23 protein-coding genes are annotated in these 26249 nt (G+C 39.5%); 17 read left to right on the top strand and 6 right to left on the bottom strand.

Going from position 1 to position 26249, the window contains the following annotated elements; translation table 11 throughout:
* The first annotated feature begins 40 nt into the window (after positions 1-40).
* The 6 genes from AACM45_RS02370 to AACM45_RS02345 all read left to right on the top strand — a co-directional run bounded on the left by AACM45_RS02370 (position 41) and on the right by AACM45_RS02345 (position 5774).
* The gene (locus AACM45_RS02370; protein WP_339140463.1) at positions 41-2452 is read left to right on the top strand and encodes an alpha-ketoacid dehydrogenase subunit alpha/beta; all 2412 of its coding nucleotides are present in this window, start codon (positions 41-43) and stop codon (positions 2450-2452) included.
* 54 nt (positions 2453-2506) lie between these two features.
* Entirely contained in the window at positions 2507-3682 is a 1176-nt protein-coding gene (locus AACM45_RS02365) for a helix-turn-helix domain-containing protein (protein ID WP_339140462.1), read from the top strand.
* A gap of 116 nt (positions 3683-3798) precedes the next feature.
* Positions 3799-4290, top strand: coding sequence for a DoxX family protein (locus AACM45_RS02360; RefSeq protein WP_339140460.1), 492 nt, complete (start codon positions 3799-3801; stop codon positions 4288-4290).
* Positions 4287-4781, top strand: coding sequence for a hypothetical protein (locus AACM45_RS02355; RefSeq protein WP_339140459.1), 495 nt, complete (start codon positions 4287-4289; stop codon positions 4779-4781). The genes AACM45_RS02360 and AACM45_RS02355 overlap by 4 nt, the downstream gene beginning before the upstream one ends.
* Complete coding sequence (locus tag AACM45_RS02350; RefSeq protein ID WP_339140457.1) at positions 4778-5170, top strand: hypothetical protein; 393 nt, start codon at positions 4778-4780, stop codon at positions 5168-5170. Before AACM45_RS02355 ends, AACM45_RS02350 begins: the two co-directional genes overlap by 4 nt.
* A gap of 223 nt (positions 5171-5393) precedes the next feature.
* The gene (locus AACM45_RS02345; RefSeq protein ID WP_339140455.1) at positions 5394-5774 is read left to right on the top strand and encodes a DoxX family protein; all 381 of its coding nucleotides are present in this window, start codon (positions 5394-5396) and stop codon (positions 5772-5774) included.
* Here the strand turns inward: AACM45_RS02345 and holA are convergent, their stop codons facing one another.
* A complete protein-coding gene (gene holA / locus AACM45_RS02340; protein WP_339140454.1) occupies positions 5775-6776 on the bottom strand; it encodes a DNA polymerase III subunit delta in 1002 nt (333 codons plus the stop codon). It abuts the gene before it with no gap.
* A 26-nt stretch (positions 6777-6802) separates the two neighbouring features.
* Between holA and AACM45_RS02335 the strand changes: the two genes are divergently transcribed.
* From AACM45_RS02335 to AACM45_RS02325, 3 genes are all read left to right on the top strand, one after another.
* Positions 6803-7249, top strand: a complete 447-nt coding sequence (locus tag AACM45_RS02335; protein ID WP_339140453.1) for a type I restriction enzyme HsdR N-terminal domain-containing protein — start codon at positions 6803-6805, stop codon at positions 7247-7249.
* A gap of 12 nt (positions 7250-7261) precedes the next feature.
* Entirely contained in the window at positions 7262-8263 is a 1002-nt protein-coding gene (locus AACM45_RS02330) for a glycosyltransferase family 2 protein (RefSeq protein ID WP_339140452.1), read from the top strand.
* Between the two features lie 87 nt (positions 8264-8350).
* Positions 8351-9202 (top strand): OmpA/MotB family protein, encoded by an 852-nt coding sequence (locus AACM45_RS02325; RefSeq protein ID WP_339140451.1) that lies wholly within the window; start codon positions 8351-8353, stop codon positions 9200-9202.
* Positions 9203-9368: 166 nt separating this feature from the next.
* Here AACM45_RS02325 and AACM45_RS02320 read toward each other — a convergent pair whose 3' ends face one another.
* Positions 9369-9992 (bottom strand): L-threonylcarbamoyladenylate synthase, encoded by a 624-nt coding sequence (locus AACM45_RS02320; RefSeq protein ID WP_339140450.1) that lies wholly within the window; start codon positions 9990-9992, stop codon positions 9369-9371.
* A gap of 33 nt (positions 9993-10025) precedes the next feature.
* Entirely contained in the window at positions 10026-12350 is a 2325-nt protein-coding gene (locus AACM45_RS02315) for an ATP-dependent helicase (protein WP_339140449.1), read from the bottom strand.
* A 126-nt stretch (positions 12351-12476) separates the two neighbouring features.
* Here AACM45_RS02315 and AACM45_RS02310 point away from each other — a divergent pair, with 126 nt between their 5' ends.
* From AACM45_RS02310 to AACM45_RS02295, 4 genes are read left to right on the top strand one after another with little or no spacing between them, the layout of a single operon-like run.
* On the top strand, positions 12477-13013 hold the full coding sequence (locus AACM45_RS02310; protein ID WP_339140448.1) for a DsrE family protein: 537 nt from the start codon (positions 12477-12479) through the stop codon (positions 13011-13013).
* 11 nt (positions 13014-13024) lie between these two features.
* On the top strand, positions 13025-14305 hold the full coding sequence (locus AACM45_RS02305; protein WP_339140447.1) for an amidohydrolase: 1281 nt from the start codon (positions 13025-13027) through the stop codon (positions 14303-14305).
* Between the two features lie 19 nt (positions 14306-14324).
* Positions 14325-15884 (top strand): FMN-binding glutamate synthase family protein, encoded by a 1560-nt coding sequence (locus AACM45_RS02300; protein ID WP_339140446.1) that lies wholly within the window; start codon positions 14325-14327, stop codon positions 15882-15884.
* A 6-nt stretch (positions 15885-15890) separates the two neighbouring features.
* Positions 15891-16658, top strand: a complete 768-nt coding sequence (locus AACM45_RS02295; RefSeq protein ID WP_339140445.1) for a hypothetical protein — start codon at positions 15891-15893, stop codon at positions 16656-16658.
* 11 nt (positions 16659-16669) lie between these two features.
* Here AACM45_RS02295 and AACM45_RS02290 read toward each other — a convergent pair whose 3' ends face one another.
* Positions 16670-18319: a hypothetical protein gene (locus tag AACM45_RS02290; protein WP_339140444.1), complete on the bottom strand. Its 1650-nt coding sequence runs from the start codon at positions 18317-18319 to the stop codon at positions 16670-16672.
* Positions 18320-18465: 146 nt separating this feature from the next.
* Here AACM45_RS02290 and AACM45_RS02285 point away from each other — a divergent pair, with 146 nt between their 5' ends.
* Positions 18466-18984 (top strand): DUF7935 family protein, encoded by a 519-nt coding sequence (locus tag AACM45_RS02285; protein ID WP_339140443.1) that lies wholly within the window; start codon positions 18466-18468, stop codon positions 18982-18984.
* 186 nt (positions 18985-19170) lie between these two features.
* On the opposite strand, the gene AACM45_RS02280 is transcribed toward AACM45_RS02285, so the two are convergent.
* Together AACM45_RS02280 and AACM45_RS02275 are read right to left on the bottom strand one after the other, a co-directional pair.
* Positions 19171-20085: a patatin-like phospholipase family protein gene (locus AACM45_RS02280; protein ID WP_339140442.1), complete on the bottom strand. Its 915-nt coding sequence runs from the start codon at positions 20083-20085 to the stop codon at positions 19171-19173.
* Complete coding sequence (locus tag AACM45_RS02275) at positions 20082-22169, bottom strand: M1 family metallopeptidase (RefSeq protein ID WP_339140441.1); 2088 nt, start codon at positions 22167-22169, stop codon at positions 20082-20084. Before AACM45_RS02275 ends, AACM45_RS02280 begins: the two co-directional genes overlap by 4 nt.
* Before the next feature lie 46 nt (positions 22170-22215).
* On the opposite strand from AACM45_RS02275, the gene recG reads away from it, so the two are divergent.
* From recG to AACM45_RS02260, 3 genes are all read left to right on the top strand, one after another.
* Entirely contained in the window at positions 22216-24321 is a 2106-nt protein-coding gene (gene recG / locus AACM45_RS02270; protein ID WP_339140440.1) for an ATP-dependent DNA helicase RecG, read from the top strand.
* A gap of 78 nt (positions 24322-24399) precedes the next feature.
* Complete coding sequence (locus AACM45_RS02265) at positions 24400-26031, top strand: hypothetical protein (RefSeq protein ID WP_339140439.1); 1632 nt, start codon at positions 24400-24402, stop codon at positions 26029-26031.
* A gap of 38 nt (positions 26032-26069) precedes the next feature.
* Complete coding sequence (locus AACM45_RS02260) at positions 26070-26234, top strand: hypothetical protein (RefSeq protein WP_339141182.1); 165 nt, start codon at positions 26070-26072, stop codon at positions 26232-26234.
* Positions 26235-26249: the final 15 nt, after the last annotated feature.

Here is a 26249-nt window from a genome sequence, read left to right as displayed (position 1 = left end):
TCGACGCTTTTTAGTACTTTTGCAAAAACTTGTTAGCTATATGAAGTCAGATTCCAAAACAAGCAGTGAAATTTCCTTTGATGATTTTCAGTCCCAGATCTTAGATGATTATAGGGTTGCCGTTATCAGTAGGGAGTGCAGTTTGTTAGGGCGTCGTGAAGTTTTGACCGGTAAGGCAAAATTTGGGATTTTTGGTGATGGCAAGGAACTACCCCAATTGGCAATGGCCAGGGCCTTTCAAAATGGGGATTTTAGAAGTGGCTATTACAGAGATCAAACTTTTATGATGGCTTCGGGCCACCTTGATCCCATAGCATTTTTTCACGGACTATATGCCACTACCGATATCACAAAAGAACCCATGAGCGCTGGTAGGCAGATGGGCGGGCATTTTGTGACGCACAGTATGAATGATGATGGTACTTGGAAAGATCTTACCAAGCAAAAGAACAGTAGTGCCGATATTTCATGTACAGCTGGTCAAATGCCTAGATTACTGGGTCTTGCACAAGCATCAAAGGTATATAGGAATGTAAAAGGTATCGACCAAACCAATTTCTCAAATAATGGCAATGAGGTCGCCTGGGGTACTATCGGTAATGCAAGTACTAGTGAAGGACATTTTTTTGAGACACTTAATGCGGCTGGGGTACTACAGGTGCCAATGGTAATCAGTGTATGGGATGATAATTACGGTATTTCCGTTCCAGCGGAATTCCACACCACTAAAAGCGATATTTCAGAGATTCTGAAGGGCTTTAAGCGTGACGCCGAAAATGACGGGTATGAAATCTTAAAAGTAAAGGGTTGGGATTATACCGCTTTGATCCATGCTTATGAAAATGCTTCTGACATAGCACGTGAAGAACATGTTCCTGTGCTTATACATGTAACGGAGCTGACCCAACCGCAAGGGCACTCCACTTCTGGTTCACATGAACGCTATAAAAGTGCGGAACGTTTGGAATGGGAGCGTGAGAACGATTGTAACAAACGGTTCAGGGAATGGATTTTGGAAAATAATATTGCTACGGAAGCATCCCTGAAAGAACTGGAAAAGTCTTGTAAGCAAGAAGTGCGAAATGCAAAAAAGCAGGCTTGGGCCGAGTTTTTAAAACCGCATCAAACAGCTAAAAAGGAACTTATTGAAATCTTGACAAAGGCTGCTGCCTCAAGCCCAAATAGGGCTTTTATCACTAAGGTGCTCAATGACCTGATTGCCATCGAAGAGCCTATAAAACGTGATTTGGCCGCCCACGGTAGGCAGGCATTACGGTATCTTATCGGTGAGCAGGGTCAAGAAAAAACGAATCTACAAAACTGGGTGAATAATTTTCTAAAAGAGACCCAACCCATATATAGCTCGCAATTATACAGCGAATTGGAAAACAAGGCCACGAATATTGGGGCCATCGCCCCTGTTTACGCAGAAGAACCCGAATTGGTGGACGGTAGGATCATTTTGAGGGACAATTTTGACAGGCTTTTTGATAAGTATCCTGAGGCTATGATCTTTGGTGAAGATACCGGTAATATTGGTGATGTCAACCAAGGTTTGGAAGGTCTTCAAGAAAAATACGGGGTTCACCGTATTGCCGACACAGGTATTCGAGAAGCAACGATAGTTGGGCAAGGTATAGGGCTTGCACTGCGTGGTTTACGACCCATAGCTGAAATTCAGTACTTGGATTACATCATGTATGGCCTACAAACATTGAGTGATGATTTGGCTACCCTACGTTATCGTTCGGTGGGTAAACAAATAGCACCGATGATCATTCGTACTCGTGGACATCGTTTAGAGGGTATCTGGCACTCCGGTTCTCAAATGGGCGGTTTGATACATTTTTTGAGGGGTATTTATATATTGGCGCCAAGAAACATGACGCAAGCTGCTGGTTTTTACAATACATTGATGAAAAGTAACGAGCCGGCCTTGATCATCGAAAGCTTGAATGGATACCGTCTCAAAGAAGCAAAACCAGCTAATCTAGGGGAGTTTTGTACTCCAATCGGTGTTGTGGAAACTGTAAAGACCGGTAACGATATTACCTTGTTATCTTACGGATCGACACTGCGTATTGTTCAAAAAGTAGCTAAGGAGCTACAAGAAGTCGGTATTGATGCAGAAGTCATAGATGCACAGACCTTACTTCCGTTTGACATCAATCACGATGTCGTCAAAAGTATTCAGAAAACCAATCGGTTATTGATTATCGATGAAGATGTACCGGGCGGATGTTCAGCGTACCTTCTGCACGAACTTATCGATAAACAAGGGGCTTACAAGTATCTCGACAGCGAGCCGCAGACACTTACCGCAAAATCGCACAGGCCTGCCTATGCAACCGACGGGGACTACTTCTCAAAACCCAACGAAGAGGATATTTTTGAAAAAGTCTATGAAATAATGCACGAGGTTGCGCCACATGACTACCCGCAACTACGGTAATTGGCTTCGAAATTCTGAAATTGTTTGTATTTTCAACACAATCTTTAGAATACCATGCTTCTATTGTTTCCAGATTTTAATATCCATAGCACCCCCCTACTCTTTCTTTCCATTCAAGGATTAATTTTTGCACTATTGTTGTGCTACAGGTATTTGAAAAAAAGAAATGTATCCGATTTATTCCTTTTTTTGATATTACTCATTACCTGCTATTCGCAAACCTGTTACACCATTGGTTTTATGGGCTGGTACGATACTTTTAGAAATACAAAGGTGAACTATTGGTTGATTCCAATGTCCGTAGCCCTTTTACCCTTGATATACCTCTATGTAAAGTCCATTACCATGACATCTTTTAAATTTAAAAAGAAGGATTGGCTGCATTTTGTACCTGCGTTTTTAATCATAGCATACCGGGTCGTAATATATACTTACGACGCCTCTTTGGATGGATTCAACACAACCCAAAACGGATATTTGAAAATAAATCTGGACGAACCTTTTGTACTGCCGATTTATGCCATATTAGGTTATTTTCAAAACCTCTTGTACCTCGCCTTTACGTTTCAATTGTTCTACTTCTATAGAAAGAAAATCAAGGGATTTTTTTCCAATACCTATAAAATGGAGTTGAATTGGATCCTTAGCTTTTTGGTGCTGTATGCGCTCTTGTTTGTTTACGACTTCGCACAAACTACAGTGAGCAACTTGGTAATTGAGTTGAATTACATGCAACAATGGTGGATGACCCTATATACAGGCCTCATTATCATCTATGTAGGGGTGATGGGTTTTTTCACGGACACTACGAAACTTCAAAAACTGAATTTCAGCTTTACGCCCAACCGATCTAGTATTCCGAACTTAGATGATGTTGAAAAGTCCATATCGCCTGACGATATTGCCTCCCTAAAGGCACTTATGTCAAATCAAAAACCGTATTTAAACCCTGATTTGAATTTAGCCGATTTGGCCCAAATGGCGCGTATGAACCGGGCACAACTTTCAGAAACCATTAATTCGGGATTTGATATGAACTTCAATGATTTTGTCAACAAATATCGCGTTGAGGAATTCAAACGAAAGCTTGATGATAAGGTCCATCAAAAACTATCACTACTGGGCATAGCTTTTGAATGTGGATTTAACAGTAAGGCAACTTTCAATCGTGTCTTCAAAAAATTGACCAACACCTCCCCTACAGAATATTTAAAGACCGGAATTTCGTAGTCAATTCGATAATCTAAGACGTCTCAAATCGTATTTGAGCCCTTTGAATATCAATTTGAGTCGCACAACGCATGGGCTTTCATGACATTTGTTTCAACAATCACAAAAACAGTATCATGAAGAACATTTTGAAAATTTTGGTTACACCCATTTTGCAAAAGCATTGGTTTGCGGATCTCATTTTTGCGATAATGCGCTTTATTGCAGGTATGTTATTGGCTTTGAGTTTTGGAGCTGATAAGTTCGGTATGCCATGGACCCCTGATGGACAAAACCTCAATTTGTTTGAAGTATCGGCTTGGTTTCCTAAAGATGTTGCCGAATATGGGGGAATATTCGCCTTAATGCCTGTTTTCTTTGCATGGATGGGTGCTTTCAGCGAAGCGGTCGGGGGCCTCTTTCTTGCGTTTGGCCTAAAGACCAGAATTGCCTCTTTCTTGATTATGTGCACCATGCTTGTGGCGATATTCATGCAGAAATGGGGTCAAGGTACTTGGGGCATGCTTCCTGCCATGGGTTTTTTATGGCTCTCTATTTATAATCTTTATCTGGGTTCCGGTCGATTTGGTTTAGACCATATCATAACGAATAAATTTCTAAAATCATGAGGTATCGTATTTTGATTATTGCCGTATTAACAATCAACCATGTAAATGCGCAGCAAACAACCTTGAACATTGAAGATTTAATCTTTTTGGACAATACCCGTTGGAAAGGCACCTTAATGTATGTCAATTATAGCGATGGAAAAGAAGTTGATATTTCAAAAGAATTGAAAATTACGATTCAAGGCAATAAACTTATTATGGAGAACACCTATCCCAATGAACCAAAAGCCAACACACGACAGGCCATAAAACTCCGTAAAAATGGAGCCTACTTTGGAAAGGAAAAAATAAGTTCAGTCGATAAACAATCCAATGGCAATCTTACCATACGCACTAAGACCATAGGAAAGGATAACGGTGTAAAGGCCTTTTTGATCAAAACCTATACAATTGCCAGCGAGACACTGATGATAGCCAAAGAAGTGCAGGTACTTGGCAGTTCTAGAATATTCTTAAGAAATAAATCCTTATTTAAAAAACATCAACCATGAAAATAAAATCAATTATCGGAGTAACTATCGTGACGTTTCTATTTTTAGTAAGCTGTGTTCAGAAAGAACATGAAAAAACCGTCACTTTCAAAGTGAATATGGGACAAGAACAAAACGTGCAAAATGTAGGATTAAGAGGTCAATTCACAAACCCTTCTTGGGAAGTGACCATACCAATGTCAGATGAAAACGGTGATGGAATTTTTGAGGTTACCTTAAATGAAATGACCGCCCAAAATAGTGTGACCTTTAAGTTTGTTAAAAACAATGATGAATTTGAGCTTCAAGATCTGCCCAATCGATTGATACGGTTTAAGTATCGACCGGAAGTCATTATTTATGAAGGGATGTTCGACAATACCAACGGAAAACAAAAAGACATACAATGAAATCAATTGCATGATTATTACCGTTGTGCCCGAAACCTGAGGTGTTGATAAGAACGAAGCCCAAGTCGAAAGGTTGCCCTGATTTTAGTTCAAAAACGTGACTTGTATGTGTTTGTACCATCAAATCAATCACTGCGTTCATCACTTGATTTTTTTGCTAAAAATCTACGGTTTTTCAATTTCTACTGAAAAAGAATACATTTGCGATATAAAATTCCCCCGAATGAAAATCGCAGGTATCCAACATTTAGGTCTCGCCTTGTTACGAATAGTACCATCTGCCATAATGGCTTTCGTACATGGTCTGCCAAAGCTCCAAAATTTATTGAACGGCAACTTTGAGTTTCCGAACCCTATCGGTATTGGAGCCGCCCCTTCTTTGTTTTTGACGGTGATTGGAGAATTTGTAGCACCGATCCTAATCATTATTGGTTTCAAAACACGTATCGCCGCAGTACCGGCATTAATAACGATGTTAGTGGCTGCTTTTATTACCCATGGCGCAGACCCTTTCGCCAAAAAGGAATTGGCAGTACTTTTTGCGGTATTCTTTGCAGTGATCTTTCTAGTCGGGCCAGGGAAGTACAGTATAGACAAAAAATAATTAGAAGATTGCGGCAAGTAGTTCTTTCAAAAGGTCGTGCTGTGACATATTTTGAGACCCGACGCCCTTACCCTTTAAATCAAGGTTTCTGAGTTTGGTTATGATTTGGCTTACCCTTTTCATTGGGTAATTCTTTGAGGCAATCTGATATTCATTCACAAAATATGGATTCACCCCGAGCGCCTTGGCGACCTGCCCCGATGAGCGATCGGTAAGGCCATGGTATCGCAATAATTGGGTGAAGAAATTATAGAGTAAACTAATCGTCAAGACGAATGGGTTGTCTTTTGGGTTTTGACCAAAATAGGTAATGATACGGGTCGCCTTTTCAACATTGTGTTCCCCTACTGCTTTTTTCAGTTCGAAATTATTGAAATCCTTACTGATTCCGATATGTTTTTCAATATGTATCGGGTTAATTTCAGTTTGGCGGTCAATAACCAAGAACAGCTTTTCAAGTTCGTTGTTTATTTTACTTAAATCCGTACCTAAAAACTCTACAAGCAAGGCCGCCGCTTTAGGGGTGATTTTATATCCCTTACCTGAAAGTACCCTTCGTATCCAGTCCGCTACTTGATTTTCATAAAGTTTTTTGCTCTCGAACAATAGGCCATGTTTCATAATGGCCTTGTAAAGCTTCTTTCGCTTGTCGAGCTTTTTGTACTTATAACAAACCACTAAGACCGTTGTTTTCTGCGGGTTTTCAGCATAGCCCACAAGTTGTTCTATTGTTCTTGAAAGGTGTTGCGCCTCTTTCACGATAACAACTTGGTATTCTGCCATCATGGGGTACCTCTTTGCATTCGAGACTACTTCATCGATAGAAGTATCCCGACCATAAATAGTCATCTGATTAAACCCCCGCTCTGCTTCCGTTAAAACATTTTCAGCAATATAATCCGCTATTTTGTCGATGTAATAGGGTTCGTCACCCATCAAAAAGTATATCGGTTTCAACGCCCCGCCATTAATAGCCGTAACAATTTTTTTGGCTTCCTCCATTAAAAAAAAATCATCAAATTTGCGCTATGCAGAAGCTCAACTTTCCGCACTATCATTTTCGGTTTAAAAATACCGAAAATAGTAGCTCTATTTTTGATATTGTACGTAAAAAGTTTGTCATCTTACAACCAGAAGAATGGGTGCGACAGCACGTTGTTCGTTTCTTAAATGAAACCAAGGGCTATCCGTTAAGCCTCATCAATGTTGAAAAACAATTATTGATCAATGGATTGAGAAAAAGATATGACATCATTGTTTTTAATTCAGATGGAAGCGTTCGGATCCTTGTAGAATGTAAGGCTCCTGATATTACGATACATCAACATGTTTTTGACCAAATAGCAATCTACAATCGAGATGTGAAATCAAGTTTTCTAATGGTAACCAATGGTATGTCGCACTATTATTGCCATATGGACGCCAAAGCGGAAAAGTATCATTTTCTCAAGGAAATTCCTGATTTTAACCGTTAATTTGCATCCGTTTTGAGACTAGCGATTGTCATATTGAACTGGAACGGGGCACAATTACTGAAAGATTATGTTCCTTTGGTATTGAAAAACTCCAATGATGCAAAAGTCTACGTTATTGACAATGCCTCAACTGACGATTCGGTACAAATACTTCAAGATCGCTTTCCAGAGGTGGTCATTGTTCAAAACAAACAGAATCTTGGTTTCGCAGGTGGATACAATGAAGGTCTAAAGACCATCGATGCTGATATTTTTTGCCTGCTCAATTCCGATGTTGAAGTAACCCCTGATTGGACAAAACCCATTTTAAGGGTCTTCAAAGACAATGCGGACGTTGCCATTGCCCAACCTAAGATATTGGATTTAAAAAAGCGTGACCATTTTGAGTATGCCGGTGCTGGTGGTGGTTTTATTGATAAGTTTGGCTATCCCTTTTGCAGGGGAAGAATATTTCAAGCAATTGAGAAAGATAAGGGTCAGTATGATGATATCACCGAGGTTTTCTGGGCAACCGGTGCATGTATGTTCGTAAGAAAGTCCGTTTTTTCTAAATTGAATGGGTTCGATGCCGATTATTTTGCCCATCAAGAGGAAATTGATCTATGTTGGCGTGCACAAAACAAAGGATTAAAAGTATTTTATATTGGCCACAGTAAAGTATACCATTTGGGTGGTTTTACCTTGAAAAATTCCAATCCGAACAAGACCTTCTTGAATTTTAGGAATTCTTTGTATTCCATTACCAAGAACCTACCATTGCACCGATCGTTACCCCTTGTCTTTATTCGTCTACTACTTGACGGAGTGGCGGCAGTACGCTTTGTGACACAATTAAGGGTCAAGCACAGTTTTGCGATTTTAAGGGCACATTTGAGTTTTTACGCCCATTTTTTTGAACTACTTGAAAAGCGTGAAAAAAATAAATTTATGCCAAAATACTATATCACGAAATCCATTGTGTGGTCTCACTTCGTAAATGAAGTGAAGAATTTTAACATTTTAGTAAAAGATTAACGAAGTTAGAATACCGCTGATTTCCAATTATCCTAATTTTGACAAATGTTAAAAACAACGAAATTAAATAATAAAATAAAACCACTTATGAAGAAATTAATTTTAGGAACCTTAGGTGCTGCTGTATTGTTAACCTCATGTGTATCTCAAAAGAAATATGCCGAACTTGAGGCAAAGCATAAAGAAGCACAAGATTTATTGAACTCGGCCACGGTTAAATTGAACGAGTGTTTAGAAGAAAAATCCACGGCGACCTCAGAAGCCCAATCACTTAGGGATCAAGTGAAGTTTTTAAAAGCGAATAACCAAGTGCTTATTGATAATATGGGCAACTTGACCGAACTAAGTGCTAAAGGCGCTGAAAACCTTGAAAAATCTTTGGAAAGTATTCAAGAAAAGGATTTGACGATTCGAAGACTACAAGATGCCGTTACCCGAAGGGACTCTGTAAACCTTTCATTGGTTCAAAGCTTAAAGGGTGTTCTTGGCAACCTTGACGATGATGATATCGAGGTCAGTGTAGAGAAAGGTGTGGTATTCGTCTCCATCTCTGATAAGTTATTGTTTAGAAGTGGAAGTTACAATGTTACCGCTGCTGCCAAAGAAGTTTTGGGTAAAGTAGCCAAGGTGGTCAACAACAAGCCTGATTTCGAATTTATGGTTGAAGGTCATACCGATGATGTTCCTTACCGAAAAGGTGTCTTATTGGACAACTGGGACCTTAGTGCGAAAAGGGCGACTTCAATCGTTAGGATATTACAGAACGATTATGGTGTAGATCCAAAAAGGATGACGGCTGCCGGTAGGGCGGAATTCATACCGGTGTCTGCAACCGATAAGTCTAAAAACAGAAGGACCCGTATCGTTGTGCTACCAAAAATCGATCAATTCTATAGCATGATCGAAGAAGGAATGAAGGATCCAGCAATCAACAAATAAGTCTATATTGTTAAATGAATAGGAAAAAGCGGCCTTCGAGCCGCTTTTTTTATTGGCACCGCCAAAGGGCATAATACTCCGAGGCTTGCCTCAAAATTAAACGTTTGTTTCCTATGAATGCCTCGCAGGCTTCCCCCGAGGTAGTTTACTATGGCCATCTTTACCACTACCATAGAATGTCTGTAGTTCCCTTTCCTTCACGAATGATTTCTGGCTCGAAATCAGATAGATCAATTATCGTTGAGGCAACATTATCCCCATAACCCCCATCAACGACCACATCGACCAAATTCTGCCATTTTTCAAAAATCAATTCAGGATCGGTGGTATATTCCAAAACATCATCATCATCGCGAATTGAGGTAGATACGATAGGATTTCCCAATGTTTTGACCAACATTCTGGCAATGGTATTATCTGGAACGCGAATACCAACGGTCTTCCTTTTTTTAAAGTCTTTCGGTAAATTCGTGTTACCAGGCAAAATAAAGGTATAAGGCCCAGGAAGTGAACGCTTTAAAATTTTAAAAGTACTCGTATCGATTTGGCGGACATAGTCTGATAAATTGCTCAAATCATAACAAATGAATGACCAGTTGGCCTTGGCTAACTTGATTCCTTTTATACGGGCTATTTTTTCCAAGGCCTTTGAATTGGTAATATCACAACCCAAACCATAAACCGTATCCGTAGGATAAATGATCAGTCCTCCATTACGAAGCACTTTGACGACCTTGTCAATTTGTGCTTGATTCGGATTATCCTCATATATTCTGATGAATTCGGCCATATCTAAATTGTGCCAAGCAAATGCTTTGCTATTTTATGTTAGTACCTCTAGTTTGGCGAAACGCAATAACAATTTCTTTACGTCACCGCGCTCAAAACGAATTTCAGCTTTCTTATCATTACCGGCACCCTCGATCTTCAAAACCGTTCCTTTTCCGAATCGGGTATGGTTGACCAAAACGCCTTCGGTTAAATTTGAATCAACAGTATTGGTGTTTTTTGAAGGATTGGACAATGTGGGTTTTAATTTTCGGAGCTTTCGCAACTGGGTTTCATTAGGGGTGCCAACTGCTGGTGGCGTTCCATTTTTAGGTTTTATTTGCCGTAGTTTTGATTTATCGACATCACCGAAAATATTGGCATCAAGCATTGATTTATATCGGTATCCGTCGTTCACCGGTGTCAGGTTTTCAACATACTGTTCCGCTATTTCCTCAAGAAAACGGCTCGGTTCGGCATCAATCAATTTTCCCCAACGATAGCGGTTTTGGGTATACGTTAGATAGGCCTGCTTTTCTGCCCTGGTCAAGGCCACATAGAACAACCTTCGCTCCTCCTCCAATTCACTTCTGGTGTTCATACTCATTGCCGAGGGAAAAAGGTCTTCTTCCATGCCGACAATATAGACATACGGAAACTCCAATCCCTTCGCCAAATGTATGGTCATCAGCGCGACCCTATCATCATCACCGGTATCCTTATCCAAATCGGTAGCCAAGGCTACATCTTCTAAAAACTCGGTTAAACTACCGGTGGCATCCGCCAATTCTTTCTGCCCTTCAACAAAGTCTTTTATCCCATTGAGCAATTCCTCGATATTTTCCATCTTACCGATACCCTCAGGAGTCCCATCCTTTTTGAATTCCAGTAACAGTCCGGTTTTTTTGGCAACATGTTCGGCCAGGGTGAAGGCATCTGAGCCTTCATTCATGATTTGAAAACTCTTGATCATGGTAACAAAATCCTCAAGTTTTCGCTTTGTCCCTGCATTGATCTTCAAGTCGATTTTTGATAGGTTATCCATTACCTCAAAAATGGAGCGACCGTAATGATTAGCGGCAACGGTCAATTTATCAACCGAGGTCTGGCCAATTCCCCTTGTCGGAAAATTGATGACCCTTTTCAGGGCTTCCTCATCTTTGGGGTTGATGACCAATCGTAAATAGGCCAAAACATCTTTTATCTCTTTTCGTTGATAAAATGATAACCCGCCATAGATGCGATAGGGAATATCACGTTTACGTAACGCATCCTCAATGGCACGGGATTGTGAGTTGGTTCGATACAGTACCGCAAATGCACCGTTCGACATTTGATGCTGCATTCGATTTTCAAATATGGAGGAAGCTACATACCTTCCCTCTTCCGCATCGGTTTCGCTGCGGTGTATCTTTATCAAATCACCATCATCATTGGCTGTCCAAACCTCTTTCTCCAGTTGATTCTTATTATTGGCAATGATAGAGTTAGCGGCATTAACGATATTCTTGGTAGAACGATAATTCTGTTCTAACCGATACATCGCCACATCATCATAGTCACGTTGAAAATTGAGGATGTTACTAATATTGGCACCACGAAAAGAGTAAATACTTTGGGCATCATCACCTACCACGCAAATATTTTGATAGCGGTCTGCCAAAGCCTTTACGATGAGATATTGAGAGTGGTTGGTATCTTGATACTCATCGACCAAAATGTACCGAAAACGATTCTGGTACTTCATCAAAACCTCTGGGAAACGGGTCAATAATTCATTGGTACGCAATAATAAATCATCAAAATCCATAGCACCAGCCTTAAAACAGCGATCTACGTAATTCTGATAGATTTCCCCTAACCTCGGACGCTTAGCCATAGCATCAGCCTCCATCAACTCTGGGTTCTGAAAGTAGGCCTTCACCGTTATAAGACTATTCTTATATGAAGATATTCGATTTTGGATTTGTTTGTATTTATAGATATCCTTGTCCAATCCCATTTCTTTGATAATGGAAGCGATAAGACGTTGTGAATCTTGCGTATCATAGATGGTAAAGTTGCTCGGGTACCCTAACTTATCCCCATCAAAGCGCAGTAATTTGGCAAAAACAGAATGAAAGGTACCCATCCAAAGGTTTTTAGCCTCTGAATTACCAACGATATCGGCAATTCGCTTTTTCATTTCACGTGCCGCTTTATTGGTAAAGGTCAATGCCAAAATATTAAAGGAATCAACACCTTGGTCCATTAAGTGGGCAATACGATAGGTAAGTACCCTTGTTTTACCCGAACCTGCTCCCGCAATGACCATCAAGGGGCCATCTTTATGCAAAACAGGGGCCCTTTGGGCCTCATTAAGCTCATCTATGTACGACATCGAAACTTACTTTAGAACTCCTCTAAATGTGAAAGTAGCTAATCTAATGCTATGGATAAAACGAAGCTGCAAATACTTTTAAACAGTGAATTGTATTTCTTCGGATTTTGAATATATTTATCCCTTATGTTAAGATTACTACCATTCATTTTAGTCGCCGGTATTTCCACCATGCTTTTTGGTCAAGAAAAAAAAACCGGACCTATAATCAAGGATTTTGGAAAGGTTTGGACTATTGAAAATACTGATTACCAAATACATGCCGATACCGAATTCAAAGTGGTCTTTGATATTATGAACACCCCTGAAGATTTGGGCCAGCGTAATGCGAGCATTGAGACCGCCGCACGTTTTTTAAATATGCACGCACAGAAAGGTGTCGCAAAAGAAAATATGAAAGTGGCTTTAGTGGTGCATAACAAAGCATCAAAAGATATTAGTACAAATGAAGCCTATAAAGACAGGTACGGGGTCGCAAATCCGAATTCAGAAATGATAGTCCAATTAATGGATGCCGGGGTCGAATTCATTTTCTGCGGACAATCTTCAATTTCCAGAAATTTTCCTATTGAAGAAACCATACCAGGGGTACAACTATCCCTATCTGCAATGACAGCCTTGATCCAACTTCAAAATGACGGTTATCGTCTTATAAAATTTTAAATCCAAAGCTTATGAAATATGTAGTAGTATTAGCGATAGGTCTGTTTACCACAGGGCTATTTGCCCAGGGTCCGAACCTTGAGAAAGATTATGCAGCAATAGAGGATAAGGTCATTGAATGGCGGCATGATATCCATCAGAATCCTGAATTGGGTAATCGTGAATTCAAGACCGCCGAGAAAATTGCAAAGCATCTCAAATCCCTAGGCATTGAAGTACAGACGGGTGTTGCCCATACAGGTGTCGTTGGAGTCTTAAAGGGGGACAAAGCCGGCAAAGTAGTCGCCCTTCGCGCCGATATCGATGCACTACCGGTAACCGAAAGAAACGATTTACCGTTCAAGTCAACGGTGACCTCTGAGTTTTTAGGGGAAAAGGTTGGCGTCATGCACGCATGCGGACATGATACCCATACCGCTATTCTTATGGGGGTTGCCGAAGTACTCTCTAAGAATAAAGATAAGATCAATGGTACGGTGAAGTTCATTTTTCAACCTGCTGAGGAAGGTCCGCCACCAGGTGAAGAGGGTGGTGCGTTATTGATGGTCAAAGAGGGGGTATTAAAGAACCCCGATGTAGATGCCATTTTTGGGTTGCATATCAATTCACAAACCCCAGTAGGGATGATTCGCTACAAGTCAGGGGGCACCATGGCCGCGGCACAGAGTTTTACCATCAAGGTAAAAGGGAAACAAAGTCATGGCTCACAACCTTGGTCGGGAGTTGACCCAATTTTGATCAGTGCGAAAATTATTGATGGCTTGCAGACCATTATCAGTCGTGAAACGGAATTAACCAACGAAGCTGCGGTGATTACAGTTGGTAAGATAAAGAGCGGCGTGCGATTCAACATTATACCCGAAAGTGCTGAAATGATAGGTACCATACGCACCTTGGACTATGATATGAAAGATAAGCTCAACAGAAGAATGGTTGAAATGGTCGAGACCATTGCAAAGGCTTATGGAGGTACGGCAACCTGTGAAATAAAGGATGCCACCGATATCACTTATAATGACCCTGCTTTAGTCACACGAATGCTACCCACTTTGCAAAGGGTAGCTGGCGACACTAACGTTGTTACGGCAAAGGCCATTACCGGTGCTGAGGACTTTTCTTATTTTCAACGCGATGTGCCCGGTTTCTTTTTCTTTCTGGGTGGTATGACACCTGGTAATACCGAGTCATTTCCACATCATACCCCTGATTTTCTAATTGATGATGCCGGAATGCAGTTGGGGGTTAAAGCGATGACCGAATTGACATTGGATTACCTAAATAACGGACAATAGCTGAGATTGAATTACCTACATGGAAAATATCACTGATTTTCTAGGCAATGTACCTTGGTGGCTATGGATCGTAACCTTCATACTTCTCGTAGCGATTAGGGATGTTTTTTTGCAACGGTCACATACGATAAACCATAACTTCCCCGTGGTGGGACACCTTCGTTACTGGTTGGAAAGTATTGGTCCGGAAATGCGGCAATATTTTGTTGCGAACAATCGCGAAGAACTCCCTTTCAACCGTATAGAACGGGGTTGGATATATGCATCGGCAAAGAAGGAAAACAATTACGAAGGCTTTGGTACGGACCGTGATATTTATGCCCATCAGCATATTTTCGTAAAAAATGCCATGATAGGATATCAGGTATCAGAGGGGCATCCAAACTTCGAAGATCCCTATTTTCTGGCTTGCGCAAAGGTTATTGGAGCCTATAATAAACGAAAGAAACCTTTTCGACCTGCTTCCGTAATCAATGTTTCTGCGATGAGCTTTGGTTCACTGTCAGCCGCGGCAGTAGAAGCAATGAACAAAGGGGTTGCAAAGGCTGGGGCATATCATAATACCGGAGAAGGCGGACTTTCACCTTATCACAAAAAAGGGGGCGATGTGGTCTTTCACTTTGGCACGGGTTATTTTGGGGTAAGATCTAAAGATGGGAACTTTTCAATTGAAAAGATGAAAATATTGGTCGATGAAAATCCATGTATAAAGGCTATTGAAATAAAGCTTTCACAGGGCGCCAAACCTGGTAAGGGCGGTGTTCTACCAGGATCGAAGATATCAAGGGAAATTGCGGAAATCAGAGGCGTTGAAATTGGAAAAGACGTGCTTTCACCTGCGACCCATAAGGCGTTTGATTCCATACCCGAGTTGTTGCAACTGATTGAACGTATTGCGGACGAAACAGGACTTCCAGTTGGTATAAAAGCTGCAATCGGCAAATTGGACCAATGGGATGAATTGACCGATTTAATGAAGAAAACGGGTAAGGGCCCTGATTTCATCACTATTGATGGTGGTGAGGGTGGTACAGGTGCCGCTCCCCCAAGTTTTGCCGATCATGTGTCCCTACCATGGGTCTATGGCTTTGCAACTATCTACAAGTTATTTCAAGATAAAGGTCTTTGCGGTAGGGTTGTTTTTATTGGCAGTGGTAAACTCGGTTTTCCGGCAAAAGCCGCGATGGCTTTCGCAATGGGGGTAGATTGCATTAATGTAGCCCGTGAGGCGATGATGAGCATCGGTTGTATTCAAGCACAGGTTTGCCATACGAATCGATGTCCGGCGGGCGTGGCTACACAAAGTAAATGGCTACAGGCCGGTATTGATGTTTCCTTAAAATCAAATCGTTTGGCGCAATATTTCAAAACCTTTCAAAAAGAGTTTCTTGAGGTAACCCACGCCGCAGGTTATCAACATCCCTGTCAATTTACCATGAATGATATTCAAGTTAACGTAGATGATGATTACCTTAGCAGCGATTTAAAGACCGTTTACGGCTATGAAAAGACGCCAGTTGCTTTTGAATCGATGAAAGAACTACACGACTGTATCTATTTAGGTGGTAAACCCAATTAATGAACTATGACAAAAATTTCTACTTTTCTTATTGTATTGGTTTTTATGGCTTTTTCGCTACATGCACAAAAAAAGAGCGAGTTAATTGCCAAAATCAGCGAATTGGAAACTACTATTTCGGCATTGAACGATTCGGTATCAGTGGCCAATCGTCAAATCAACGCTTCAAATTCCAGAGCGGAAGTTTTGGCCAAAGAGAATCTTGACCTTAAGGATGCCAATGCGACGCTCTTGCAAAACCTGACCAGTTTCTCAAAGATTTCAAAACAAAATACCGCGTCGGTCAATAGCGCATTGACCAGCTTAAAAAAGAAAGAAGACCAATTAAAAGTCATTACCGACACGTTCTCAAAAAACGATTCCCTGGCGATAGCCACTTTTACCCAAATTAGACAAAGTTTGGGTGCTGAGGCCAAAATGGGTGTTAGCAATGGTGTTGTTGTCATCTCAAACAGCTTGGCAGAACTTTTCGGTTCCGATTCTGAATCAAAACTTTCAGAAACGGGGATTGCGTGGACCGCCAAAATAGCAGAAGTCATCAAAACATACCCCAATAGGGCCATAACCGTTGAAGGCCTTAATATTACTGGAGAGTTTGAAATTACTTTGAACCAAACATCGGCTATCGTCAATGAACTTATTAAAACGGATGGCCTACAACCTGAAAAAATAAATACAGTGGTTAAGGATGGTAATTTCAAAGAGGGAATAAATATAAAGATCGGACCCGACCACGGCGAATTTTACGAAATGGTGAAAAAGGAATTCAAATAATTGTAATATAGTCAATATTTAGATTCAAGCAGTTCCTTTTTATTCAATTTGGATTCTTTTTTATCCGATGAAGATACTGATATGGGAAACCTGAGTGATTTAAATCCCTTTTCTTCTGTTTGCAGATTCAAATTTCCAAGTGCAAAATAATCTGCAATTTGAGAAAATCTGTCGATATTCTCAAAATTCACAGCTACGGCATATTCAATTGACAACCCATCAGGAGAATAAAAAGTATCATTAAGATCTTCCGTGATTTGCGGTGGGAATTCCAAAAATGGAGTAGTATTACGACCATTAATATTATCAAAAGTTCTATGAACCCATATGAATCTCTTGGAAGGTTCTGTGAAATTTATGGGACCACTACTTTTGGAACTTCGAATTAGGTAATAATCAACTCCTTCGTTCCCATTTGACTCTAGATAAAAAAATCCTTCTATCACACCGAAATCAATCATATCCCAATTTGGAGCATTTAGGTTCAATGAATTTCCAAATTGCTCATTGATAAAGGTTCTACCATTTAAAGAATATCTAACTCTATTTTTATAGAATTCTAAGCCGTTCAAAATAGGTAAATCCAAGTATTCTGAAGAATTATCCAGACCTATACTATAAATACTATGACTGACATCGTTCATCAAATCAATTTCAGTTTCATATCCCCAACGATCAAATCTAAATGTTCCATTATCAAACGCTGGCGCCGATTGGCTTATAAAATCATCCATTGGGGAAAAATTGTTTTCATCTAACGGCACCGATATTTCTGTAGAGGATTGTTCGGGATTTATCGTTGTGTATAAATAATCCTCTTTTTTACCTATTTCATTAGCGCATACAAAGATGGTCTCGGGGTATTCAAAATCAATACCTAGTATTTCAGTGGATTCAAAACCTCCAATACTGTTAACCAAATAATTTGTTCCTCTAGCAAAATACTTTGAAAAATTACTTACAGGATCAATGGTTTGTATTTCAAATTTGACCTTACCGTTTGGAGAAAAAGCCTCAGATTGAACTGTTTGCCTGCGGAATTGCCCTAGATTTAACAAATAAGATGTATTAACCAAATTATGAATCACATTGCCACCATCAGTATCATATTGTGTAATGGTATAATAGACTTGGTCTTCGTTAATGATTGAATCCGTGTAAATTTTATTTACTCCTATGACGGGCTTAAAATACTGTATTAGCTTACCATTTAAATCATTAAAAAACACCCATGTGCCGTCTTTATCAGCCTGTTCATCAGCTCCAAATTCAAACTGCATGATCAAGTGTTTAAATTCAAGTGGATATTCTTCGGTAAAACTATTATTTTGATTATCCGTTGATATGATTTTTAAAACCGCATTTCCAACAGGAAATTTATAGGGGCTCAATGTAAACTCAAATTGGGTGTCTGAAGTTGAAAAAAGTTCTTCTCCATCCAAAAGTATTTGTGTGGTGGTGGCGGACTCATCACTAACAGAAATGGTCAAATTGCTATTAACTTCAACTACAGCGTTCAAACCATCAATTGAGACTGTAGGTTCTTGAATATCTATAGTGTCAGGGTTTTCGTCTGTTGGATTCGGATCTTCCTGATTATCTCCTTGACTGCATGAAGCCAGTAAATACACGAAAACTAACCATCTAACTTTTATAAACATATTCAAAATTTATTTTACAAACATATTGATAATTCCAATCGGTGAAGATACATTTTTCAAAAACGCTTCTTAATAGTCAAAATTATATGATAACAGCTATAATTTTTTCTTTTTACTAACGTTTTTAGTCCAAACCAAAACACACGATGAGCGGAGATCAAATTTTTCAATTGTTTGCCTATTTATTACCCTCTGTGGTTACAGGTGCTATTGCTTTTTATTTTTTTAGGTTACATACCAGAAATGAAGAAGGTAGGAGACGTTTTCTGTTACACAAGGATTCACAAAAAGAAACCTTGCCAATCAGGTTGCAGGCCTATGAACGAATGGCGTTATTTTTAGAACGTATTTCAATAAACAACTTGGTCGTTCGTGTTGCACCACAAGGTCAGGATAAATCAAAATATGAGAACCTGCTTATCAAACAAGTAGAGAATGAATTCGATCACAACTTATCGCAACAAATATATATGACGGATGAATGCTGGAATATCATAAAAGCAGCCAAAAGTGCTACCATACAGATTATTCGCTCTGCAGCGATGAGTGAAACCGATTCCGCTGATAAACTAAGGGAAGATATCTTAAATCAGACCATAGACAAACAATCGCCATCAAATACCGCACTATCTTTTGTCAAAAAAGAGATTGGGGAATTATGGTAACAAGCCTCTTGACTAGACGATAGGGCCTTACTCCTACTTCCAACGTTCCTACATATAAAAACTGGATGTTTTTCAATTTTAACTTGACTCCAGAGCTTGAGTTTGAACTTGACTCTTGAGCTTGAGCTTGAATTTGACTCTTGAGTTTGAGCTTGTATTTGACTCTTGAGCTTGGGTTTGTATTTACTACTCCTGAAGTTCCGGTTCAATGGGCATGCTTTCCACGTTTTTGTTTTTAGCGTACAAATACCCCTTTTTCCACCATAATGTCATTTTTTCTTTATCGAATATCAATGAATTGGTCGTCAATACCACTGGCGTATAATATAAGTTGATTATGGCATCGTGCTGCGTGGCGGCCAATTTACCGATCCTAATATTTTGATTTTCAATTCGATCTAGAACAAAACTGAACATATTGGTCAGCAATTCAAAAGGATTTCGTGATGGCATTCGGTTGTAATAGGTGACCTCGGTACGCAAAACCACAACATCCACTTCCGTTGCGCCCCGATGTATGGCCTCTTCTATGGGCACCAGACTTCCTAATCCCCCATCGGCATATTCGCAACCATTCTTTTTGGCCAAGCTCATAAATGGGGTATAGTTTGATGAGATCCATATCCAATCACAGAACTCTTCATAAGTACACTCATTGATGGATTTGTATTCCACATGATTAAGGGAAAGGTTCGACACCGTTACTACAATATCAATCGGGCCGTTTTTCAGCGTTTCAAACTCGTCACGGGTGATACTGTCGTAAATCAGATCACGAAGGTTCTCACTTTCACCGAATGTTCGTTTGCCCCTAATGAAATTTCTAATGATTTTCCAATGGTTCATTGAAATAATGTCGACACCATGTTTTTTCTTGACCATAAATGGACAACTATTGAAAATACTACTTTGGTTTACCGAAGAATAAATATCCCGAATCTTATCAATCTTATTCAATGCCAAATGCGATATCAACAGGCTTCCGGTAGAGGTGCCTATAAAAATATCGTACTTATGACCAGCTTGTTCAATAAGGAATTGGGCGACACCCCCAGCAAAAGCCCCTTTACTGCCCCCTCCAGAAATCACAAGCGCCCTCATGGTGTCAATAGTTTTAGCAAAGCATCTTTTTGCTTCATGGTTAGAGAATCGGATATATCTAACAGTCGTGTTTTATAGTCGCTACTTTCGCCCATTTGTCGAATTAAATTTCTAGAAGACTTTTTAAATTGCCAGACATCATGCGTCGAAGCCCTTACAAGGCTTAACAGTGAAGCATCATTGAAGGCATTAATACGATAAAGATATTGAAAAGCCAATTGCCGCACCTCAAAATGTTCGCTGAGATTGGTATACCCATTAAACTCATCATAATAACTTCGTTTTTCCCCTAGGTTATAGTCTTGTGTTAACAAGGCTAAAGTCAACCACAATAAGCGAACGTTCTTATTGGGTAGGCCTATAACCCCATTAAGTTTGTCTAAATAGGTCTTTCTATCGGCAGGAAATGCGCTCCAGAGTTTGAAAAGAACGCTTTCTTGGGTCACATAACTGGCATCCATAAGCATTTGCTCGAAAGCTGTTTTTAAACCAATGCCCACTTCAGGAATCGTAAGGGCGATTGCTTGCCGAATCGCTAGGCTTTCCCCTTTAATAATCGTAACCAAGGTGGAATCTGAAATTCGAAGTCCATACTCAAATAAAAAATTACGCTTGAATGCTTTGGGCATTTCATCGCTCCATAGCGACATTAGTTTTTTTTCATTAAATGCGGCACTGTCCGTATTTTGGACCTGCATGTCATTGAATAGTTTGATGGATTTCGATTTAGAACCCAAATAAGTTATCGTCTGTTCCCACGGAAATGTTTCGGATTCCAACCATGTTTTTCGGTATTGATCTAGTTGTATTCCTGAAGCGGATTCCATCTCAACTATAAGATTATCAACGGTGGCATTTGAAAATTGATGTTTCGTCAAATAAGCCCGTATTCCCAATGAAAAATATGAATCCCCGATGATTTCCCTAAGCATGACCAATGCCCAAGCTCCTTTTTCATAAAAAGTAAGGCTATCGGACTTCGGGTCAACTAAAGCCTCACCCTCTCCCCGCTCTGACCTCTTTCGTAAAGTTCTGGCAACGTCAAACAACTTCCAGTAAAAATGTTCATTACCAAATAGCTCTTTTTCTGCGAGATAGGCATAATACGTCGCAAAACCCTCATGCAGCCAGTGATGGTCGCCACTTGCCTCAGTAACCAAATTACCAAACCATTGATGGGCAAGTTCATGGGCGTTGACGTTGACATAATTCTTATCTACAAAAGCCGTTGAATCAATTACATATTGATTGGAAAAGATAGTACAAGCCGTGTTTTCCATTCCCGCGTACAAAAAATCCTGAACGGGTACTTGTTTGTAATTTTGCCATGGATAGGAAACACCGATTTCCCCTTCCAAAAAATCAAAGATTTCTTTGGTATAGCGGTACGTAGGTTCTACTTTCAAACTGTCTTTGGGTTCATAATACAGTTCAATAGGAACCCCAGAGGAGGATTTAATTACTTTCTTATCAAAATTTCCGACAACAAAAGCCGCTAAATAACTGCTCATGGGCTTTTGCATATCAAAGGACCAAGAAAACTTCTCTTCAGGGGGATATTCACTTCCTCCAATTAGCTTTCCATTTGCAATCGCTGATAATTGTCTATCTATTGTAAGAATTAAATCAATCTCAATTTTCTCATTCATGTTATCAAAACTGGGCAACCAATGACTTGTGTATTTACCTTGGCCTTGGGTCCAAATTTGTTCATTTCCTTTAACCTTATCATCCCAACCCATGAAATAGACAGTTTGCTTAGGCGTGCAACTATAAGACAGATAAAGCTTATGTGCACCTAATTCATCAGGTGCTTTAAACCCTAATCTTTTACCATCATTCTTATGTTCTATTCTTTTACCATTTAGGGTTATATCAGTGAAAGTCATTGCTATCGCATCAATAAAAACTGAATCGGTATTATGATTTAAATTAAAAGTATATACTCCTCGCCCTATAATTTCCTTTGTGGTGGGCATAGGAAAGACTTCAACATTAACATTGGTAAAGTCTAAGGCAAGTTGCTGTTGGGCAAAAAGCGGAAAAGTGGAAAAAATAAGAAATACAAACAGAATCAACCTCATAAAAGCAAAGTAGTAAAAGTCAATCCAAATTACATATTTTAGTCTGATGAATCCCAATTTTCTACAAACACCTGTAGTCTATCTTAAAGGAGTAGGTCCGAACCGTGCTGAAATCCTTAAAACTGAACTAGGAATAGAAACCTATGGTGATTTATTACAACTATATCCAAACCGGTACTTGGATAAAACCCAGTATTACAAAATCAACCAATTGAAAGATAGTGGTGCCGATGTTCAAATACTGGGCAAGATCATTCACTTGAAAACGGTTGAACAAAAGCGTGGCAAACGTTTGGTCGCCACTTTTATCGATGATACCGGGCAACTAGAGCTCGTTTGGTTCAGGGGTCAGAAATGGATTCGTGAAAACTTGAAATTAAACGAACCTTACGTCATTTTTGGACGCATCAACCGCTATGGCAGTACTTTTTCGATGCCCCATCCAGAAATGGAGTTGCTACAACAACATCAGGCCGGATTGAAAGTGAGCATGCAACCCATTTATCCCTCCACAGAGAAATTGAGCAACTCGGGCATTACCAATAGGGTCGTATCAAAATTGATACAACAACTCTTTATGGAAACCAAGGCAAATTTTGATGAAACGCTTTCAGAAAACCTTATCGCGGATCTTAAACTGGTATCTAAGGCTGATGCGCTTCTGAATATCCATTTCCCAAAAAGTCAAGAATTATTGGCCAAAGCACAGTTTCGGCTGAAGTTTGAAGAACTCTTTTTTGTGCAATTGCAACTTTTGAACAAAAAAGTCATCCGTAAGCATAAAATCAAAGGGCTGCCTTTTGATCAAGTAGGTGAAAAATTCAATGCTTTTTTTCAAAATCACCTCCCCTTTGAACTGACTAGGGCCCAAAAACGGGTAATGAAAGAAATTCGAAACGATTTAGGGAGCAGTGCCCAGATGAATCGATTACTGCAAGGTGATGTAGGTTCTGGCAAGACCATTGTGGCATTAATGTGTATGCTATTGGCCATAGATAATGGTTTTCAAGCATGTTTGATGGCACCAACCGAAATCTTGGCCAATCAGCACTATACCAGCTTAAAGGAACTTTTGAAAGACATGGATGTTTCGATTGAATTACTTACGGGTTCCGTGAAAAAATCTGCCCGTAAACCCATCCATGAACAACTAGAAAACGGAACACTCCATATTTTAGTGGGTACCCATGCCGTTTTGGAGGATAAGGTACAGTTCAAGAACCTAGGCTTGGCCGTTATTGATGAACAACACCGTTTTGGGGTAGCACAGCGTTCTAAACTATGGCATAAAAACAACTTACCCCCACATATACTAGTAATGACGGCAACCCCAATTCCACGAACATTGGCCATGAGTTTATATGGTGATTTGGACATTTCGGTGATTGATGAGCTTCCTCCAGGGAGAAAACCCATTAAAACAGTACATCGGTATGATGCCAATCGGTTGAAGGTATTTCGGTTTATTAAAGATGAGATTAAAAAAGGACGTCAAGTTTATATAGTATATCCATTAATTCAAGAGTCTGAAGCTTTGGACTACAAAGACCTAATGGACGGTTATGAAAGTATTGCCCGTGAATTTCCCCTACCCGATTATCAAATCTCCATCGTACACGGCCAAATGAAACCACAGGATAAGGACTATGAAATGGAGCGTTTTGTTCGTGGGGAAACCCAAATCATGGTGGCCACTACGGTCATAGAAGTTGGTGTTAACGTACCTAACGCCTCTGTGATGATTATAGAAAGTGCAGAACGTTTCGGACTATCACAACTGCATCAATTACGGGGCCGCGTAGGTCGTGGGGCAGAACAAAGTTTCTGTATATTGATGACAGGGTACAAATTGTCAAACGACAGTAAAACCCGATTGGAAACCATGGTTCGCACCAATGATGGTTTTGAAATCGCCGAAGTAGATTTAAAACTTCGCGGACCTGGCGATTTAATGGGTACCCAACAAAGCGGCCTATTGAACCTTAAGATTGCAGATATTGTAAAGGATAACCAGATTCTAAAATCCGCACGGTATTATGCCATACAATTGTTGAAAGTGGACCCTAAAATGGAAAAATCCGAACATTTGAGTATTCGAAAAGCATATGCCAATCTGGTCAAAGATAAAGCTATTTGGGGGTATATTAGCTAGGTATTAAATTTCGTAATTTAGTTTCTTAGAATAAAAAAATAAATTTAGCGTTAAAAATTTAAACCAATCTTTCGTAAAATGTATAGAAAACTACTTTTGCTTCCTTTTCTGTTCTTAATAATAAATGGATGTGATTCAGAAGAGAGCGAACAAACCAATTTGCCAGATGATACTGTGGGAGAAGTTGACACCACGGCACCAATACCTACAATTACTGGTTTAGAGTTAGATTTAGAGGTCGCTACTACCATTGATATTTCTATTCAAGAAGCCTCTGACATAGAAGAAATTTTAGTTTTCGTAAATCAGTCAGAAATATTGAATACTAAAGAAAAAACATTTTCATTTGAGTTAAATCCTTTTGATTATCCAAATGGGGAAAACACCCTTTCCATCATTGCAAAAGATTCGGAAGGCAATCAAAGTGAAGAAAACCAAACTTTTGAAGTCAATAAATTGTTAGCTAGTATTGCCTCTCCATACTTAATAGATAATGGTAGGGTATTCATTTCTGCAAATAAAATGACCGGTGAGTTAATCACAACCGTAGAGGTATTTAGGGATTTCGAAATTGTAAAATTATATGCAGATGATGATTTTACCGAACAACCTATAGTTGTCACATCTTATGTGATGCTCGGAGAAAATAATCTGGTCATTTCTGAGATAAAATCCATCGCTAGCATCACACCTGGCACCGACTTGGTTAAATTTCAAGACAATGCAAGATCCTGGACCGAAAACACCTTTCGACCAGGTCAGGACTACGACTATTTTTCATTTAGTGTTGAAGAAATTGAATCTGAGAGAATTGCTCGTTCACTCTCTGGGGGAAGTGGAATTGGTTTAACTGATTTTGTTGGTGTTTCAATCGGCAATGTCATGGAGCAAACAAATGGATTTACAGGTAATCTCCGAGGTCGTGGTTCAAGTAACAGTACCCTAAACAATATACTCATTCATACAACAAATTCATCACTAGGTCCCGATTTTGAAAAAATAACTATGAACGATTATAAATATTTGTTCGTAAACGACCCTAACGGACAGTCCATTTCTTATTCACAATTTCGTTCACTGGATAAAATAGGTGAAATCCAGTTGCCTAATAATGTAGAACCGTATTTTATAGAAGTAAGTGGGTATAAGGATGAAACAGCGTATCATAACCAGAATTATTCATCAATGTATACTTCGTCATTAGAAAACGTGGTCAACGGAGCCATTGAAATACCTATTGTAGATGATTTTAATCTTATCATAAGTAATATTAGTTTTTCCATTAATGGATATAGTCGTATGAGTGCTTCAGTTGTTGGCGAAAAAAGTATCGAAATTCCTAATTGGAATGCTCAAAAGAGTCAAGAATCAATTTTTTTGACAGGAGATTTCGATTTATTCAAACTATCTTTCTCAAAAACATCACCAAGCGGGGATAGACTAGTAAGTTGGGAATATTTTCATGAAAAACAAGATGAAGTCAAACTTAATATTGAGTCTTTTGAATTTCCTGAAATAATCGAGTCGCTCGCAGAGATTAGCCAGTATGATCTAGAATCAATTAAGACCCCAGACAGAGAAAATATAGAGCTTATTGGTTCTACAGGAAACTTAAAATATGAGGAGTTATTATTTGACAGACAAAATGGAATACCTCGGCCCTATAATGCAGCTCCAGTGGATGTATATACGTTGACCACTACGCTGTAGTTTGATGGGGTCTTTATACATGAGGAAGGGTTTACAAAATTGCCGATATCGTAAAAGACAATAAAATTCTAAAATCCGTACGGTATTATGCCATACAATTGTTGAAAGTGGACCCTAAAATGGAAAAATCCGAACATTTGAGTATTCGAAAAGCATATACCAATCTGGTCAAGGATAAGGCTATTTGGGGTTATATTAGTTAAACTTTGGTGCCAAAC

The organism is Croceitalea sp. MTPC5 (assembly GCF_036985505.1).
GTDB lineage: Bacteria > Bacteroidota > Bacteroidia > Flavobacteriales > Flavobacteriaceae > Croceitalea.
The sequence above is the reverse complement of the archived record's forward strand: the minus strand, read 5'-3'. Positions and strand labels throughout refer to the sequence as shown.